Genomic DNA, 15956 nt, shown 5'->3' with positions numbered 1-15956 from the left:
GACCACGACGGTGATGCTGCCGACCGGGCCGATCTGCTATCGCTGCCGACGCGACATCGCCTACCACCCGACCGTCTGCCCGGAGTGCTTCGAGATGCGCCCGATTGCCTTCCCTTCGACGAGCAGTTACGGCACACTCGTCTGCGCCGCGTGCGCCGGCGAGGAGTCCGTGTTCGCCTGCGCCCAGTGCGGTCGCGAGGACCATCCCTATGGCTCCGACCGCTGTGCCCGCTGCATTCTCGCCGGCCGGCTCACCGAACTGTTCACCGACCCGGCCACCGGCCTTATTCACGAGCGGCTCCGTCCTGTCTTCGATGAGTTGGCCGCAGCGCCGCGCCCGCAGAGCGTGATCACCTGGCTGAAGAAGCCGCCCGCGACCGGCGCGAGCTTGCTCGGCCAGATGGCCCGCGGGCGGACACCGATCAGCCACGACACGTTCCGCGAACTGCCTGCGGACCGCTCGCACAACTACCTGCGCGACCTGCTCGCCTCAACCGGTGTCCTACCGCCGTATCACGCCCCGATCGAGCAGATGGAGCGCTGGCTCGGCGACAAGCTCGCGCCCCTCGGCGCCGATGACGCGGGCCTGATCGGCCGCTACGCCCGCTGGCACCTACTCCGCAACCTCCGCCGCGTCGCCGAGCGCAGCGGACTGACCAAGAGCGCGATCTACAGCGCACGCTCGCACGTCAACGGCGCGATCCGGCTCAGCCAGTGGGCAACCGCGCGCGGGATCACGATCAGCGGTCTCACCCAGACGCAGCTGGAGGCATACCTCGACGAGCATCCCGGCGGCCGCAACGGCCAGCAAGGCTTCGTCGCCTGGCTCGGCCGGACCCGCGCCAACGCTCGCATCACGATACCCGCGCGAGAGTCGACCCTGCCCGAGGTCATCGTCGCCGACACTGATCGCTGGGAACAGATCGATCGACTCCTCCATGAGGAGCAGATCGCCCTCTATGCCCGCATCGGTGGCCTGTTCACGCTCCTGTTCGCCCAGCCACTTGAGACGATCGTCGCGATGCGCACCGAGCAGATCGTAATCGACGACGGCCGTGTCATGGTCTGCTTCGACACCGTTCCCGTCGAGATGCCGCCCGGCTTGGACGACCTGATCCGCCGCCACCTCGCCCGCCCAAGCAGCCCGTCGATCGTGAGCACCGACCACGGTTGGCTGTTTCCCGGTAGGCACCCCGGCCGCCACATGGTCCGTGAGAACTTCCGCGCCAAGCTCGTCACGAGCGGCATCCGCCCGGGCCAGTCCCGTCACGCCGCGATGTTCGCCCTTGCCGGGAACATCCCCGCGCCCGTCCTCGCCGACCTCGTCGGCATCGCCGATACCACCGCGATTCGCTGGGCAGCCCTCGCCGCCCGCGACTGGTCCAGCTACATCGCGATGCGAAGCGACTGACCGAAGATAGCGGCTCGTTGATCAGTCAACGACGGCGGCAACCGCTTCGAGTTTCACCAGCTGGTCGTCATAGCCCAGCATCGTCACGCCCATCAGCGTGCTCGGCACGTCATGCAAAAGTATGCCTAACTAGCCAGCCAGGCGAACTGCTCCAGACGAGTAGTTCCATACCACCCGGCCGATCCCGACGCCGTATGTACCGCATCGGCTTACGAGATGGGCGATGCGTCGGCCCGACGAACGACTCGCTCGGCCGCTGGCACGAGCTACGCGCGCCAACGAGTGTCAACAAACGAGATACCTGTATCGCCGGAGGGGGAGCAGCGGTGTGCCCGCCGGCCTGATCGAGGACTTCCCGCCTGCCCGCCCCGGACCTTGCCGGCCGAGCCTAGCGCTGATCAGCGCGACCGATGGCCTCTGCGGCGTCGATGAAGGAGTGCCACTCGGCGCGGAGCGCCGCGCCCTGCGCGCGACCTGCGGCGGACAGCTCATAGACCTTCCTCGCGGGACCCGACTCGCTCTCCTCCCACTGCGCGACGATCGCTCCCTGGTCCTGGAGTCGCACCAGGGCCGGGTAGAGCTGGGCGCCCTTGATCGGCTGCAAGCCGGCCGCCACGAGGGCCTGCGAGATGCCGTACCCGTGCCGGGGCGCCACCGCCAGTACGTCGAGGATGAGCATCGTCAGTGACGCGCGCTGCCAGCCGGCGGTGCTCATCGCGCGTTCGCCCAGGGCCGGTCCTGCCAGCCGACGACGGGGGTGATCAGGGCGCTCAGCAGGAGTATCACCGCCACCGGGATGGTCAAGGCATCCCAGCTGCCATTCGCCAGGACGAGCGCGGCGATGACCAGCGGGGTGCCCGTGCCCGTACCCGTCGAGAGCCACCACCGCCTAGTGCGGGCGACCCGGTTGCCCTGGGCGATCTCCCGTGCGAGGACCAGGGGGTGGCCGAACTCGCTGGCGGCGCTCGACCCCGCCGAGGGGAGCACCTGCTCGACCTCGGCGACGTGACCGCGAGCCGTGGCCGCCGGGACGAGCCCGGCCCGCAGGCCCCCGCGGAAGCGGCGCAGCCACTCGGCGTCGGGCCAGCTCTCGCGCAGGCCCTGCCGGGGCATCCGGGAGCCGCCCACCAGCACGGCGATGCCCGGGAGGAGCAACCCGAGCGCGAGGAGCGGCACCGAGACGTCGTGGGCTATGACCCGGTCGAGACCCACGCTCGCCGCGGTCGCGATGCAGGCCACCGCGACCGCCCCCGTGGCGACGAGCACGCCCACCGTCGTGGCCGACCGGCCGCCGGCGAAGACCGCTCGCCCCACGACCCAACCCAAGAAGGCAATGAGCACGCCCACCGCGACGAGGCTGTGCGCGACCCCGATGTCGACCGACCAGCCGCTGCGCACGGCCGTGAGGACCGCGGCGACAGCACCGATCCCCAGCAGAGTGCCGCCCACCTCGATGAGCGCGGGTCGAAGCCCACCGCCCTGCGAGGTCAAGACGGCCTCCTCCGTTGTCGCGAGCTCGGCGACGTCCTCCGCCGCGAGATCGGCGGCGTCACCGAAGAGCTCCTCCGCAGGAAGCCTCGCGCCGCGGACCGCGTCGAGCAGCTCGCGCTCCCGCTCGTCGACCGCCGACGCCGGCACGTGCTTCCCCGTCATTCGCATCCGGTAGCGCGCCGCCCACTCACGGTCCCCCTCTGGCCACGTTCTGGCACTCGTCATCGCTGCACATCCCTATCTAGATCATATTCGTATCTAGATACTCGCACAGACTGGACGTTAAGGCAAAGACGCGAGGACATCGCTTGAGCCGCCCGGACACAGACCTGACCCGCCGGAGGCCCGGCGGCGGCTGCTATTCACCCACTTCTGACCCGGCAACGGCCAGCGGTCTCACACACGCCGCCGCGGCGGTCCTCTCCGGCGAGACTCTGCTCGCGGAAGTGGGCATGGAGCCAGGGACGCCGGGCCGGCTTGACCTACACCGCTGGTCGATCCTCCATCGGCGATGGCCCGCGTCCTTCATGCGGTCACCAGACACCCATAGGGACAACGCCGGTAACCGGTGGCCTTTACGGAGCCCTCCTACCCGCGGCCGGCAACAAACCCGGCGGCTCGTCCGCCAACATCGCTCAGCGCAGCGAATAATGCCCGCCCTCAATACCGCACGTCCCCCGACAAAGACGCTGCCGCAGCATGAGCCGGACTCTGGGAACTACCGTGGTTGTGTGAGTGCTTGGGAAGCGGTGAGCGGGCTCGTGAAGTTCCCGGACGGCCGTTCCATCAGAGGCACGGGAGTCCGGCGCCCCCGCGGCGACGTCCCGGCTCCGGACTTCGCTGTCTACTTGCTCGGCAGAGACCCCTTCATCGATGGCTGGCCGTACAGGTGGGTTAAGTGGCGCGACTTCTCCCTGCCCGACTCCATGGACGAAGCGATCAGCGCACTGGGCGAAGCCCATACTCGGGCGGAGCGCGAACGGGTTGAGATCGCCTGCGGTGGTGGGATGGGTCGCACCGGCACCGCCATGTCGCTCCTGGCGGTCATGAGCGGAGTCGAGCCCGCCGACGCCGTCGCCTGGGCGCGCGAGAACTACCACCTGCGCGCCGTCGAGACACGCCGACAGCGACAGTGGATCAAGGAGGCGGCGGCGCGCCTCCGCATGTGAGCGTGCGGGTTGCGCGCAAGCCCTTCGCGTTACCCGGACGCAACCACCTGCCACGAAGCCAGGAGGAGGCATCACGCAATCACATGTCCTTGAACTTGAAGAAGCTCGTTCAGTGCAATTCGGCAGCGTTGCGGTGGGCCGGTCATGAGCTTCAGTTCGTCCGTGGTGAGGGCGTCGTTGCCGCGCTCGGTCAGGATCGCCGGCTCTCGCATATACCTGGCCACCTCGTCTAGGTTGTCCTGCCGCTTCGTCGGGCCTCAGCACTTCGCGCGCTGTTGCGCTTGAGTCGCGCGGCGACGGCGATGGTCACGAGCGCCACGGCTGTGGCGACGGTGTTCGGGATGACGAGGGGCCAGTCGTGTCGGGACAGTCCGTAGAGGACCCAGAGCAGGAAGCCGGGGATGAGGAGGGCGAAGTACCCGAGCGATACATCGTCGGCTGATCGGGTCCGCAGCATCCGGTGAATCTGTAAGGCGGGGGCGATGGCCATCACGACTCCCCATGCCGCCGCCGCAAGACCAAGAACGTCAATGAGCACCATGTGGGCCTCCTACTGGTGGCCCTGGCTCTGGTCCTCGTCCGTACAGCACGGGGGGCGACACGAGGATGCGCTAAGACTACCAAGCGGGCCGTACAGGTGGGGTGTTGGATCACTGTGGGCCGCGAGTGGCGGTGCGGGGAGGAAAGCAGCTTGTCTCCGCCGCCGGCCGGTGTCGTCCGCTTCTCCCGCGCGTCAATCGCAGAGATGCGGGAAATGTCGGAGGCAAGGTCGACGAAGGTCGCAAGCCGGGCTGAAACCGTCAGATGAACGGCGTGTGCGGCCACGATTCTGGTCAGGGTGCGGCGACAAGCCACGGGCAGTTAGGACGCTCGACGAGGCTCAATATCACCCCACAACCTGGGGGCTTTGCGCTCTGGCTAGTTTTTCGGGCCGCGGATGGTTGGAGCGACCAGTTGTTGTTCGTAGGCGGTGATGACGAGCTGGGCGCGGTCGCGTGCACCCAGCTTCGACAAGAGGCTGCTGATGTGTGTCTTGACGGTGTTGTGGGAGACGGTCAGCTCTCGGGCGATCTCGTCGTTGGACAGTCCGCGCCCGACAAGCGTGAGCACTTCTGTTTCCCGTGCGGTGAGCCGTTCAACCTCGCGTGGGGCGCCGGGGGCGTGATGGTCGAGGAAGTGTTCGACGAGGTTCATGAGGATGGCGGGGGCAAAGAGCGATTCGCCGTGGTGGACGCGTCGGATGGCATCGATGAGCTGGTCGGGTCGGGCGTCTTTGAGGAGAAACCCGCTGGCGCCGGCGCGTAGCGCGCCGTAGACGTGGTCGTCGATCTCGAACATGGACAGCACGAGGACTCGCGTGTGGGCGAGGTCTGGTGTGCCGGTGATCTTTTCGGTGGCGTGGATGCCGTCGCCGTCGGGCATGCGGATGTCCATGAGGACCAGGTCGGGTCGTAGCTCTTGGGCGGTCCTGATGGCTTCTGCACCGGTGCCGGCCTCGCCGACCACGGTGAGGTCGGGTTCACGGTCGATCGCGATGCGCAGGCTGTGGCGTAGCAGCGCTTGATCGTCAACCAGCAGCAGCCGCACGGGCGCCTCGATTTGCGTTGTGGACTCTGGTGTCATGTGGCCTGCTCGGGTATCTGCGCGAGGAGGCGGAAACCGTCGTCGACTGGGCCGGTGATGAGGGTCCCGTGGTGGACAGAAAGTCGTTCGCGCAGTCCTCGCAGACCGTTGCCGGTGCCCGGGTGCAACCGCCACCCCGGCACACGCCCGTCGTCGCGGACGTCTACGCTGATGTTGTCGTGCACGCGCTGGATCGTGAGGTGCACGGTCGTCGGACCGGCATGCTGGAGGACATTGGTCAGCGCCTCGCGGACGGTTGCGCACACGGTCAGCTGCACCCCGGGTGGCACGTCGCCGAGGTCGCCCTGATCCACGGTCACAGTCAACCCGGCTCGCCGGGCGCTCTCGACGATGCCCGGCAGATCGGCCAGCGAATCGATGGGTCGCAGCGGCCCCGGGGCATCTCCGTTGCTCCGCAGCAGGGCGAGCATGCGGCGCAGCTCGGTAGTAGTCTCACGCCCGAGGCGTTCGATATCAGTCAGCGCCTGACGTCGTTCGGCATCGTCCTCGTCCTCAGTGAGATTCGCGGTGGCGGCCCGTACGGTCATCAACCCCAGTCCGTGGGAGGCGAGGTCGTGCAACTCGCGGGCGATCCGCAGCCGCTCAGCCTGCGCGGCTTTCTCCGCAGCCCAGTCGGTCAGCTGATCCTCGTAGGCGCGGCGCTGGGCGCGGGTGCGCAGCAGCGCCCAAGTGGTGACGATGACGGCGGCGGAGACGATAAGCGAGACCGCCACGACCAGGTAGGGCGAGTCCCGCCCCAGCGCCAGGAGGGCAAGCAGAAGCACGACCAGCACGCCAGCAGCGATCAGCCACGCGCGTGAATCCCAGGAGGGCCGCCCTTCGTGTTCCATACTCCTCAATCCTAGAAGACTGACTTCCCGGTGTCCTCACACCACGGGGTGACACACCCTGGGGTGAGAACGCGGGGGCAAGACCACCCCTGGCTGTGGTGAGTTTTGGCGCTCGCGTTGATGGCATAGAGGACATGCTCACGTTCGAACAGCTGACCAAGACACGCGGCTCCCGCGACATCCTCACCGACATTACCTTCCATGCCCGACCCGGGAGGGTGACCGGATTCCTCGGCCCCAACGGGGCCGGGAAGTCCTCCACTTTGCGCATCCTGCTCGGCCTGGACCGTCCCACCTCGGGTCAGGCGCTGGTGGATGGCCAACGATTCGCCTCGCTGCGCGACCCGCTGCGCAGCATCGGTGCGCTCCTTGACGGGTCCGGCGCCCACCGGTCCCGCACTGGCCGAGCCCACCTGCGTTGGGTTGCCCGATCGGCAGGCGTCGACAATAAGCGCGTCGAGGAGGTGTTGGAACTCGTCGGGATCGCCGACGCTGGCAGTAAGCGTGTGGCGACGTACTCGCTGGGCATGGGGCGCCGGCTCGGGCTCGCCGCGGCGCTGCTGGCCGACCCGGCGGCGCTGGTACTCGATGAGCCAATCAACGGGCTGGACCCCGAGGGCATCCGTTGGATTCGCACCTTCCTCCGCGAGCAGGCTCAGGCCGGGCGCACCGTGCTGCTGTCCTCCCACCTGATGGGGGAACTGGCCGAGACCGTCGATGATGTCGTGGTCATCCGCGACGGTCGGATCGTCGCCAATGGCACCCTGGTCGAGGTCACCGGGGACCACAAGAACCTCGAAGACGCATTCTTCAGCCTCACCGGCGACCGGGACCAGCGATGAGAGCACTACGCGCAGAGCTGTCTAAGCTCGCCACCCTGCCCTTCGCGTGGCTCGCCTTCGCGGCCGGACTTGTCGTACCGACCGGGATCGCCGTGATCACCAGCCTGACCAGCGACCCAGGTCCGGACACCGGCTTCGCCGAACTGGCCGTGGGAGTGCTCGGCGCGATCATCCTCGGTGTCGCAGGGATCGGCAGCGAGTACACCACCGAGGGTGAAGAATCTGCGGGAGGCCGGCAGATCACCACGACCCTCACCGCCATCCCCTCCCGAACCCGACTTCTGCTCGCGAAGACTGTGGCCGTGATCATTGCCACCGTGGTGCTGGCGGTGGCCGCGATCGCCGTCGTCTTCGGCACCGTCCACCTTCTGCTCGGCACCGACGCGCCCACACTCGACGGCCAGGCCCTCGCGCGGATGGGCGGGGCAGCCACCTATTGGGTGCTGATGGCGCTACTCGGCTTCGGGCTGACCGTGCTGACCCGCAACGGCATCATCCCCATGGCGATCCTGGTGGCGAACTCCTCCGCGGTCACCGTCACCTACCTCCTCGCGCAAAGCTTCCCCGTGGCGAACTACCTGCCCGACCTGGCCGGGATGCGCATGTTCACCACCGTGCGCACCGGCGTCGAGATCGCCCCGCTCACCGGGGGACTCATCATGACCGCCTGGGTCGCCGCGTTGCTGATCGCCGCAGGCGTCGTGTTCTCCCGGAGGGACGCATGACCACCACACTGATCTCCACACGCACCCGCGCCCAGGCGTTCCTCGACGCCGTCCGCGCCGAGGCCTCAAAGCTGTGGTCGCTGCCAGCGATCTGGCTGATCCTGGCCGGCACGATCGCGCTCACCATCGTCCTGTCGATCGCGTTTGGCGCGAACGCTCGAATCGGTCCGGGCTCCTCAGCGAACGTGCTCGACTACGGCGTCACTGCCGTCACCTGGACCCAATGCGGTTTCTTCCTGCTCGGCGTCATCGCCGTCACCTCCGAGTACATCGGTGGGCAGATCCGCACCACCCTGGTCGCCATCCCCGACCGGACGGCCCAGCGCTTGGCAGCCACTGCGGCGCTGGTCCCGCTCGCCTTCGCAGCCGCCGTGGTGACCGTCGTGGCGAGCATCACGACGATGCTCCTGACCACAGGGACCGGCGTGGGGCAGGTCGACCTCGCGCTGGCGCTTCGGATCACGTTGAGCGCCGCCGGATACCTCACCCTCATGGCGGTGCTCAGCTCCGCCTTAGGCTTCCTCATCCGCAGGGCGATCCCCACCGCGGCAATCCTGCTGGTCTACCTCCTCATCGTCAGCCCATTTCTCCAGGGCCAGAACTGGTATTTCCTGCCCGACATCGCCTCCTACACCCTCTGGTTCGCCACCATCCCCGACGATGCCCCACCAGCAGCCGTCTCGTGGCTCATCCTCCTCGCCTGGACCCTCGCGTTCCTGCTGCCCTCGATCATCGTGGCCAGAAGGCGCGACACGTGAGCATCTGCGGATGGAACCGCCGAGTGGGAAGCGAAAGATGATTCCCGGTGCCTGGACGGCGCGTGGGGCGGGTCTCTCGGATCGTGCCTCGCAGTCCGAGGGACCCGCCGGTTGTCACGGCGGCGACGATCATGACGAGCACCGGTGGCCTCATGCTTCAAGAGCCGGGAATTTATCAACCCATCGTGGCTCGCAGCAGGAGCATCCACGAGCCCACCGCTCCCATCGCCTACGACCGCGTGAAACTCATCTTCGTTCGGCACGGGTCGGCGATCCTGCTCAGCGAGTTCGGCGAGAAACCCGTCACCACAGGCGATGTGGTCCTGCTTGCGGCCAACACACTGTGCGGGAGCGAACCCGAAGGTTCGATCACCGTCACCACCCTCTACCTTGACCGGGACTACGTCATTGACCAGGTCTTCTGGCAGCACGCTGCGCTCCTGACCGACCGATTGCAAGCGCGTGACTTTGCGGAGGAGCTGTACTCCACGCCAGCCCAGATACTCCGCCTCGGTGCGGATGGGGCCGGGATGCTCATGCCCTGGCTCGATGAGCTGGTCGCGCTCAGCCTCAACGGCCCTTCTCCAGCGCAGTTCTATCGCCTTCAAGCGCTGCTGTTCTCTGTGCTCGATGTCGTGACGCCTCATGTCACGACGACCATGGCGCGTCACTCACCGTCACAACGCAGGTCCACGCGGTCACGTGTTCCGCGCTACCGCCACCTCGCGCCTCTGCGCACCGAAGCCCGCGCCGCGGCAGCGCTCTTGCGCGACGCCCCGGCCAAGCGGTGGACTCTGCCCGGGCTCGCTACTGCCGTGCACCTGTCACCCTCACAACTCGGCCGTATCTTCGTCGAGGCCTATGGAAAGACGCCGATGAGCTACCTCGCCACCGTCCGCGCCGAACAGTTGGCGCGGCTCCTGCGCGACACCGATCTAGCGGTGGACGCCGCGATGCAACAGGTCGGCTGGTACAGCCGAGGGCACGCCGCCCGAAGGTTTCGCCAGGCCGTCGGCGTCACGCCCAGCCGCTACCGGCAAGTCGTTCGCGCCCAGCGGCGCTTCACCGCTTGATCGCCGAAGCCACCGTCATCGCGCAGCGTGCACCTGCCTGGCATGACAGTGTCGATGCGGGCGATGAGCGCTGGCGACGGTTACAAGTACCTACTTCGCAGCGTGGTTGCCGCCGACGGTGACCGCTCCCTCTCAACACCCCTGACGCGTTACTACGCCGAGGCCGGCACCCCGTCCGGTCGCGAAAGTAGCTTCGTCTAGATCGGCTTAATCTCGGGCTCCTCAGCCTGCCCGCAGGGGAAGCAGCGACACCGTTCCATAGGGCAGGAGAGCGAACATAAAAAGTAGTGTGTATACTTTTGCAGTATGACCAGTCATACGGATGCCGAGACTCGCCGCTCGCAAGTGGCCGATGCACTCATGTCTACAGTTGCGGCTCGTGGCCTGGACGCCACGACGTTTCGTGACGTCGCCGAGGCTGCGGGGGTGTCGGTCGGTCTGGTGCAGCGGCACTTCCGCACCCGAGCCGAGTTAGTGCAATTCGGGGCTGAGATCACGATGGAACGAACTGAGAAGCGACTGCGGAACGTGACCATCGATGCCCCGTTCCGACAGTCAGTATTCAAGGCCGTGGAGAGTCTGCTGCCGCTGGATCAGAGCAGGAACGAAGAGTTCCGTGTCGCACTGGCGTTCTTCCAGGCCTCACTGCACGACTCCGAGATGGCCACGATCCACGCCGAAGGGATGACGCGACTCATCGACGGCCTCACCAACGCTTTCGCAGCCGCTCAGCAAGCCGGTGAGCTGGCTCCCGGTCACGTGCCAGCCGATGAGGCGCGTGGGCTTATCGCACTGATCGACGGCCTCTCGTTGCACGCTGTGGTCACCCCGGGTGCGTTCGATCCGCCAGCGATCCGCAGGATGCTCCATTCTCAACTTGACCGGGTCTTCACCATCGACGGATCAGCATGACTGTTTCGCTGGCTCTGGTCGTCCTCGGCCTGGCGCTGTTAGATACCACCAGTTTCGGCACCTCCCTGGTCCCGCTCTGGCTGCTGCTGGCTCCCGGGCGCGTGCGACCAGCCCGCATGATGGCCTATTTGTTCACCCTGACGGTGGCATACTTCCTCGCCGGCATCCTGCTCGCCCTCGGAGCCGACCGACTCCTGGACGCCATCGGCACCCTTCTGGATGCCGCCCCGCCAACAGCAGTTGAGATCGGATGGCTGCTCATCGGGGTTGCGCTCGTCGTGACGGCATGTCTGGTGCTCGCTCGCGCCAGAGCACGGCGTGCGCAGCCGGTCTCCGGACGGCTTGGACGCTGGCGTGATGACGCGATGACCGATCCGAGATCGTCTGCTGGTCTTATCCGCTTGGCGATGATCGCCTTCACCCTGGAGGTCGCCACGATGGTGCCCTACCTCGCGGCCATCGGACTGCTGACCCGGGCCGATATCGGATGGCCAGCCACGATCGCCTGGCTTGCGATCTACTGCCTGGTCATGGTGATACCGGCCGCCGCACTCACGCTCGTCCGGGTCTACGCCCACGAACGGATCGACCCCTTCCTCCGCCACCTGAGCGACTGGCTCGCACGCAACAGCACCACAACCGCAGGCATCACCCTCGGACTCATCGGCATCGTAATCACCATCGACGCCACCACCATCCTGGCAACGTGAGGCGCGACACGCGGCTGAACTTCCGCCGACGGAACTACCCCGAACAAGTGCCGCCGCCCGGACATTTTGCCAGGCCGTCCGTGTCACGCCAACCCGACACCGCCAACTCGTTCGCGCGCAGCAGCGCTTCACAACTTGATCGCCGAAGCCATAGTCATCGTGCAATGTGCACCTGACTTTCATGACCGTCTCGATGCGGGTGATGAGCGCCGGGGACGGCTACAAGTATCTCCTGCGCTCAGTCGCCGCTGCCGATGGTGACCGCTCGCTCTCGACCCCGCTCACGCGGTATTACGCGGAGCAAGGTACGCCCCCGGGACGGTGGCTGGGTTCCGGCCTCGCCGGCCTGGGTGATGGTCGGCTCTCGACCGGGGACCAGGTCTCGGAGGCGCAGCTTCAGCTCTTGGTCGGGATGGGCCGCGATCCTGTCTCCGGCGAGCCGCTAGGGCGAGCCTTCCCGCGGTACGCCGCGGTCGCCGAGCGCATCAAGCAGCGCGTCGAGCAACTGCCGGGTGAGCTGGGGCCGGCAGGTCGGGCCGAAGCTACGGCTCAGATCGAGAACGTGGAGACCACTCAGGGGACCAGGAGGGCGGTCGCCGGGTTCGACTACACATTCTCGGTGCCGAAGTCGGTCTCTGTGCTCTGGGGTGTCGCGGACGCAGGAATGCAGGCGTTGATCGCCGAGGCCCACCATGAGGCGGTGGCGGAGGTGGTGGATTTCATGGAGCGGGAGGTCGCCGCCACCCGTACCGGCATCTCGGCCGGCGATGGGGCGGTTGCCCAGGTCGATGTGACCGGGCTGATCGCGACCGCGTTCGATCACTACGACTCCCGGGCCGGAGACCCGCAGCTCCACACCCACGTGGTCGTGTCCAACAAGGTGCAGACGGCGCTGGATGGGCGGTGGCGGTCGTTGGATGGGCGGCCGATGCACGCCGCCGTGGTCGCCGTCTCGGAGCACTACAACGCGGTGCTGGCCGATCGGCTCACCCGTACCTTCGGCCTCGGCTGGGAGGCCCGCGAGCGGGGACGGGACCGGAACCCGTCCTGGGAGATCACCGGCGTCCCAGACGAGTTGATCGCAGCATTCTCTACCCGCTCGCACCACATCAAGGCCGAGGCCGACCGGCTCATCGCCGAGTACGTCGCCGAGCATGGTCAGCGACCGTCTGCGGCGACGATCGTGAAGCTGCGCGCCCAGGCCACCCTCGCCACCCGGCCGGACAAGGAGGTGCGGTCGCTGGCCGACCTCACCGCCGAGTGGCGTACCCGCGCCAGCAGCCTCCTCGGAGAGGACGTGACGACCTGGGCGCGCGGCGTGACGGGCACCGAGGCTCCGGTGGTGTTGCGGGTGGATGATGTGCCGCTGGAGACGGTCGCTGCACTCGGGGCCGCGGTGGTGGCCGTGGTCGGTGAGAAGCGCTCGACGTGGCGGCGGTGGAACCTGCACGCCGAGGCCTCGCGGCAGACGATGGGCTGGCGGTTCGCCAGCGCACGGGATCGGGAAGCGATCGTCGGGATGGTCGTCGATGCTGCCGAGCAGGCCTCGCTGCGGTTGACCCCGCCAGAACTGGCCAGCAGCCCTGCTACCTTCCGCCGCGTCGACGGGACGAGCGTGTTCCGGCCCAAGCACTCCACGGTGTTCTCCTCCGAGGAACTCCTCGCGGCCGAGGACCGGCTGCTCAGCCGCTCCGGCACCATCACCGCACCGACGGTCCCGGTGGTGACGATGGAGCAGATCACCGCCCGACCCGACAGCGAGGGGCGGATGCTCAGCGAGGATCAGGTCCAGGCGCTGATGAAGGTCGCAGTCTCGGGGCGCGTGGTCGATGTGCTGGTCGGTCCGGCCGGTGCGGGCAAGACCACTGCGATGAACGCCCTTCGGCGTACTTGGGAAAAGCACCATGGCCCCGGAAGCGTGGTCGGACTGGCACCGTCCGCGGTGGCCGCGCAGGTGCTGGCCGACGATCTCGGCATCGCCACGGAGAACACCGCGAAGTGGTGGAGCAACCGCCTCGCCCACGGTACGACGTTTCAGGCCGGGCAGCTCGTCATCATCGATGAGGCATCGCTGGCCGGCACCCTGTCCCTGGACCGGATCACCGTCCTCGCTGAGACTGCTGGGGCGAAGGTGCTGCTCGTCGGGGACTATGCACAGCTTCAGTCCGTGGACGCCGGCGGTGCCTTCTCCCTGCTCGTGGGCGACCGGGACGATGCTCCCGAGCTGGTCGACGTCCATCGGTTCACCAACGCGTGGGAGAAGACCGCGTCCCTCGAACTCCGGCATGGACGTACCGAGGTGATCGACAGCTACCTCGCCCATGACCGCATCCACGACGGCGATGCCGAGGACATGACCGATGGGGCCTACGCCGCCTGGCGCGCCGACCGCGATGAGGGGCTCGTCTCAGTGCTGATCGCCGAGACCCGCGACGACGTGACCACCCTCAACACGAGAGCCCGCGCCGACCTTATCCTCGACGGCACCCTCGCCCCCGGGCATGAGGTGGCGCTGCATGACGGCACCACCGCCGGTGTAGGGGACATAATCATCTCCCGCCGCAATGACCGCCGCCTGCGCAACCGTAGAGCGTGGGTGCGCAACGGCGACACCTGGACCATCACTGCCGTCCGCGACGACGGCTCGGTCACCATCCGCCCCACCGGGCGACGCCGCGGCGGGGCCATCGTTTTGCCTGCCTCTTATGTGGCCGAGCACGTCGATCTCGGGTAGCCGAGGTTCTGTAAACGCACCTACCTCTCACACGAGTAGGAAGGTGGGCCGACTGATGGGCCAGAACAAGCAGGAACAGACTACGGGAGCAGCGTCGCCGTTGCAGGCGGTGGTGTATGTGCGGATCAGTGATGATCCCGAGAGCACCGAACGCGGGGTTGACCGGCAGGAGGCCGACTGCCGAGCCTACGCGACCGCGCACGGATGGGAGGTCACAGCCGTGTTCAGGGAGAACGACACCTCGGCGTTCAAGCAGCGCACGATCACCTTGGCATCGGGTGAGCGGGTGCGACGCGTGGTTCGCCCGGAGTTCCGCGCGATGCTCAAACACCTGTCCGACGGGCAGGCGCAGGTGATGGTCGCCTATGACCTGGATCGAGCGGTGCGCGACCCGAGAGACTTGGAGGACTTGATCGACGCGAAAGTGCTGGCCGGGTTCACCGTGCGCTCAGTGACCGGCTCCCTACGATTGGACACCGATTCGGAGGTGGCGATGGCACGGGTGCTGGTCGCGATGGCGAACAAGTCCAGCGCCGACACCGCCCGCCGCGTCGCCCGTGCAGCCAAGCAGCAAGCCATCGAGGGCACCTGGCACGGGGGCAGGGTGCCGTTCGGCTACCGCGCCGAGTCCGGTGCCCTCATCATTGATCCGGTGGCCGGGCCGATGGTAGTCGAGGCCGCGCAGCGGGTGCTGGCCGGTGAGTCGCTATACCGGATTCGCAAGGACTGGAACGAGCGCGGCGTGCTGACCACCCACGGATGCGCGTGGTCGGACAAGACGATCAAGATGGTGCTGCGCAGCCCCTCCATCAAAGGCGTGCGCGAGTACCGCCCCGTACTGCCGGACGGCACCCGTGCGAAGACCTCGCAGATGCAGGTGCAAGCGGCCTGGCCTGCGATCCTCGATGAGGACACCTGGCAGCAGGTCTCCGATGTGCTCGATGCGCGGAAGCAGGCGCGGAACTTCCATCAGCCCGGCAGCGGCGCGGCGAAACGCATGTATCCGTTCTCGGGGCTGATCCGCTGCTCAGCGTGTGGGCGGGCGATGCTCCACCGAGGCGACGTGTACCAGTGCGTGCAGGCCACTCGCGGCGGGTGTCACCGCTCTATCCGCTCCGCCGACATCTCGAAACTGGTGGAAGAAGCAGTGCTGGCGACATTCGAGCAGATCACCCTCAGCCCCTCGAAGCGGGCGACGCCGAGCGCGGACGCGGGGGCGCGGGTCGGCCTCGCCGCCAGGCTCGACGCTGACCGGGAACGCCTAGCCCGGCTGGACGACGACCACTACGACGGGTTAATCGACAAGGCGATGTGGGTGCGTCAGCGGGCCAGGATCGCCGAACGGATCGAGGCGACCCGACGCGAGTACGCCGCCGCGATGCCCGAGCAGGAGGGGCCGGGGATCGACGTGACCACCGTCGCCAAAGAATGGGCAGGGCGCACCCCGCTGTGGCAGTGCCAAGCGACCAGCCTCATCTTGGAGGCCGTGCTCGTCCACGCTCTGCCGGAGGGGATGAACGGGGCGACCCCAGCACGTCGCCGCAACGAGACGGTCGAGGCGTTCCACGCCCGCCGTACCGTGTACCGCGCCGAGGTACTGGCCCACAGGGTGGAGTTCATCTGGCGAGCCTGAGCGCGGCTACCCGCAGGGCGGTTG

General features: G+C 67.4%; 17 protein-coding genes and 1 pseudogene. 11 read left to right on the top strand and 7 right to left on the bottom strand.

Features of this window, described 5'->3' with window-relative positions; genetic code table 11:
• Positions 1-10 precede the first annotated feature (10 nt).
• The gene (locus INT40_RS04790; RefSeq protein ID WP_193095635.1) at positions 11-1411 is read left to right on the top strand and encodes a hypothetical protein; all 1401 of its coding nucleotides are present in this window, start codon (positions 11-13) and stop codon (positions 1409-1411) included.
• 21 nt (positions 1412-1432) lie between these two features.
• Here the strand turns inward: INT40_RS04790 and INT40_RS20515 are convergent.
• The 3 genes and pseudogenes from INT40_RS20515 to INT40_RS04780 form a co-directional block, all read right to left on the bottom strand.
• A pseudogene (locus INT40_RS20515) lies at positions 1433-1525 on the bottom strand (RidA family protein); the annotation flags it as partial.
• Positions 1526-1799: 274 nt separating this feature from the next.
• Positions 1800-2126, bottom strand: a complete 327-nt coding sequence (locus INT40_RS04785; RefSeq protein WP_226830809.1) for a PadR family transcriptional regulator — start codon at positions 2124-2126, stop codon at positions 1800-1802.
• Positions 2123-3064 (bottom strand): hypothetical protein, encoded by a 942-nt coding sequence (locus INT40_RS04780; RefSeq protein WP_226830808.1) that lies wholly within the window; start codon positions 3062-3064, stop codon positions 2123-2125. Before INT40_RS04780 ends, INT40_RS04785 begins: the two co-directional genes overlap by 4 nt.
• A 569-nt stretch (positions 3065-3633) precedes the next feature.
• Here INT40_RS04780 and INT40_RS04775 point away from each other — a divergent pair.
• A complete protein-coding gene (locus tag INT40_RS04775; protein WP_319021937.1) occupies positions 3634-4071 on the top strand; it encodes a protein-tyrosine phosphatase family protein in 438 nt (145 codons plus the stop codon).
• Positions 4072-4142: 71 nt separating this feature from the next.
• Here the strand turns inward: INT40_RS04775 and INT40_RS04770 are convergent, their stop codons facing one another.
• From INT40_RS04770 to INT40_RS04755, 4 genes are all read right to left on the bottom strand, one after another.
• On the bottom strand, positions 4143-4283 hold the full coding sequence (locus INT40_RS04770; protein ID WP_193095632.1) for a hypothetical protein: 141 nt from the start codon (positions 4281-4283) through the stop codon (positions 4143-4145).
• 17 nt (positions 4284-4300) lie between these two features.
• Positions 4301-4612 (bottom strand): SemiSWEET family sugar transporter, encoded by a 312-nt coding sequence (locus INT40_RS04765; RefSeq protein WP_193095631.1) that lies wholly within the window; start codon positions 4610-4612, stop codon positions 4301-4303.
• Between the two features lie 377 nt (positions 4613-4989).
• Entirely contained in the window at positions 4990-5694 is a 705-nt protein-coding gene (locus INT40_RS04760; protein WP_193095630.1) for a response regulator, read from the bottom strand.
• Positions 5691-6545, bottom strand: a complete 855-nt coding sequence (locus INT40_RS04755) for a sensor histidine kinase (protein WP_193095629.1) — start codon at positions 6543-6545, stop codon at positions 5691-5693. The genes INT40_RS04760 and INT40_RS04755 overlap by 4 nt, the downstream gene beginning before the upstream one ends.
• A gap of 134 nt (positions 6546-6679) precedes the next feature.
• Between INT40_RS04755 and INT40_RS04750 the strand changes: the two genes are divergently transcribed.
• From INT40_RS04750 to INT40_RS04710, 9 genes are all read left to right on the top strand, one after another.
• Complete coding sequence (locus INT40_RS04750; RefSeq protein ID WP_193095628.1) at positions 6680-7387, top strand: ABC transporter ATP-binding protein; 708 nt, start codon at positions 6680-6682, stop codon at positions 7385-7387.
• Positions 7384-8112 (top strand): ABC transporter permease, encoded by a 729-nt coding sequence (locus INT40_RS04745; RefSeq protein ID WP_193095627.1) that lies wholly within the window; start codon positions 7384-7386, stop codon positions 8110-8112. Before INT40_RS04750 ends, INT40_RS04745 begins: the two co-directional genes overlap by 4 nt.
• Positions 8109-8870 carry a hypothetical protein gene (locus INT40_RS04740; RefSeq protein WP_193095626.1) on the top strand — a complete coding sequence of 254 codons (762 nt, stop codon included), beginning with the start codon at positions 8109-8111 and terminating at the stop codon, positions 8868-8870. Before INT40_RS04745 ends, INT40_RS04740 begins: the two co-directional genes overlap by 4 nt.
• A gap of 131 nt (positions 8871-9001) precedes the next feature.
• The gene (locus tag INT40_RS04735) at positions 9002-9943 is read left to right on the top strand and encodes a helix-turn-helix transcriptional regulator (RefSeq protein WP_226830807.1); all 942 of its coding nucleotides are present in this window, start codon (positions 9002-9004) and stop codon (positions 9941-9943) included.
• Positions 9944-9985: 42 nt separating this feature from the next.
• On the top strand, positions 9986-10144 hold the full coding sequence (locus INT40_RS04730) for a hypothetical protein (protein WP_193095625.1): 159 nt from the start codon (positions 9986-9988) through the stop codon (positions 10142-10144).
• A 105-nt stretch (positions 10145-10249) separates the two neighbouring features.
• Positions 10250-10855 (top strand): TetR/AcrR family transcriptional regulator, encoded by a 606-nt coding sequence (locus tag INT40_RS04725; protein WP_193095624.1) that lies wholly within the window; start codon positions 10250-10252, stop codon positions 10853-10855.
• Complete coding sequence (locus INT40_RS04720) at positions 10852-11565, top strand: GAP family protein (RefSeq protein ID WP_193095623.1); 714 nt, start codon at positions 10852-10854, stop codon at positions 11563-11565. Before INT40_RS04725 ends, INT40_RS04720 begins: the two co-directional genes overlap by 4 nt.
• A 181-nt stretch (positions 11566-11746) precedes the next feature.
• On the top strand, positions 11747-14299 hold the full coding sequence (gene mobF, locus INT40_RS04715) for a MobF family relaxase (RefSeq protein ID WP_226830806.1): 2553 nt from the start codon (positions 11747-11749) through the stop codon (positions 14297-14299).
• A 55-nt stretch (positions 14300-14354) separates the two neighbouring features.
• Complete coding sequence (locus tag INT40_RS04710; protein WP_193095622.1) at positions 14355-15932, top strand: recombinase family protein; 1578 nt, start codon at positions 14355-14357, stop codon at positions 15930-15932.
• Positions 15933-15956 lie beyond the last annotated feature (24 nt).

This window comes from Brevibacterium sp. FME17 (assembly GCF_014897515.1).
Classification (GTDB): domain Bacteria; phylum Actinomycetota; class Actinomycetes; order Actinomycetales; family Brevibacteriaceae; genus Brevibacterium.
This window is presented reverse-complemented; position numbering and strand designations above follow the sequence as displayed.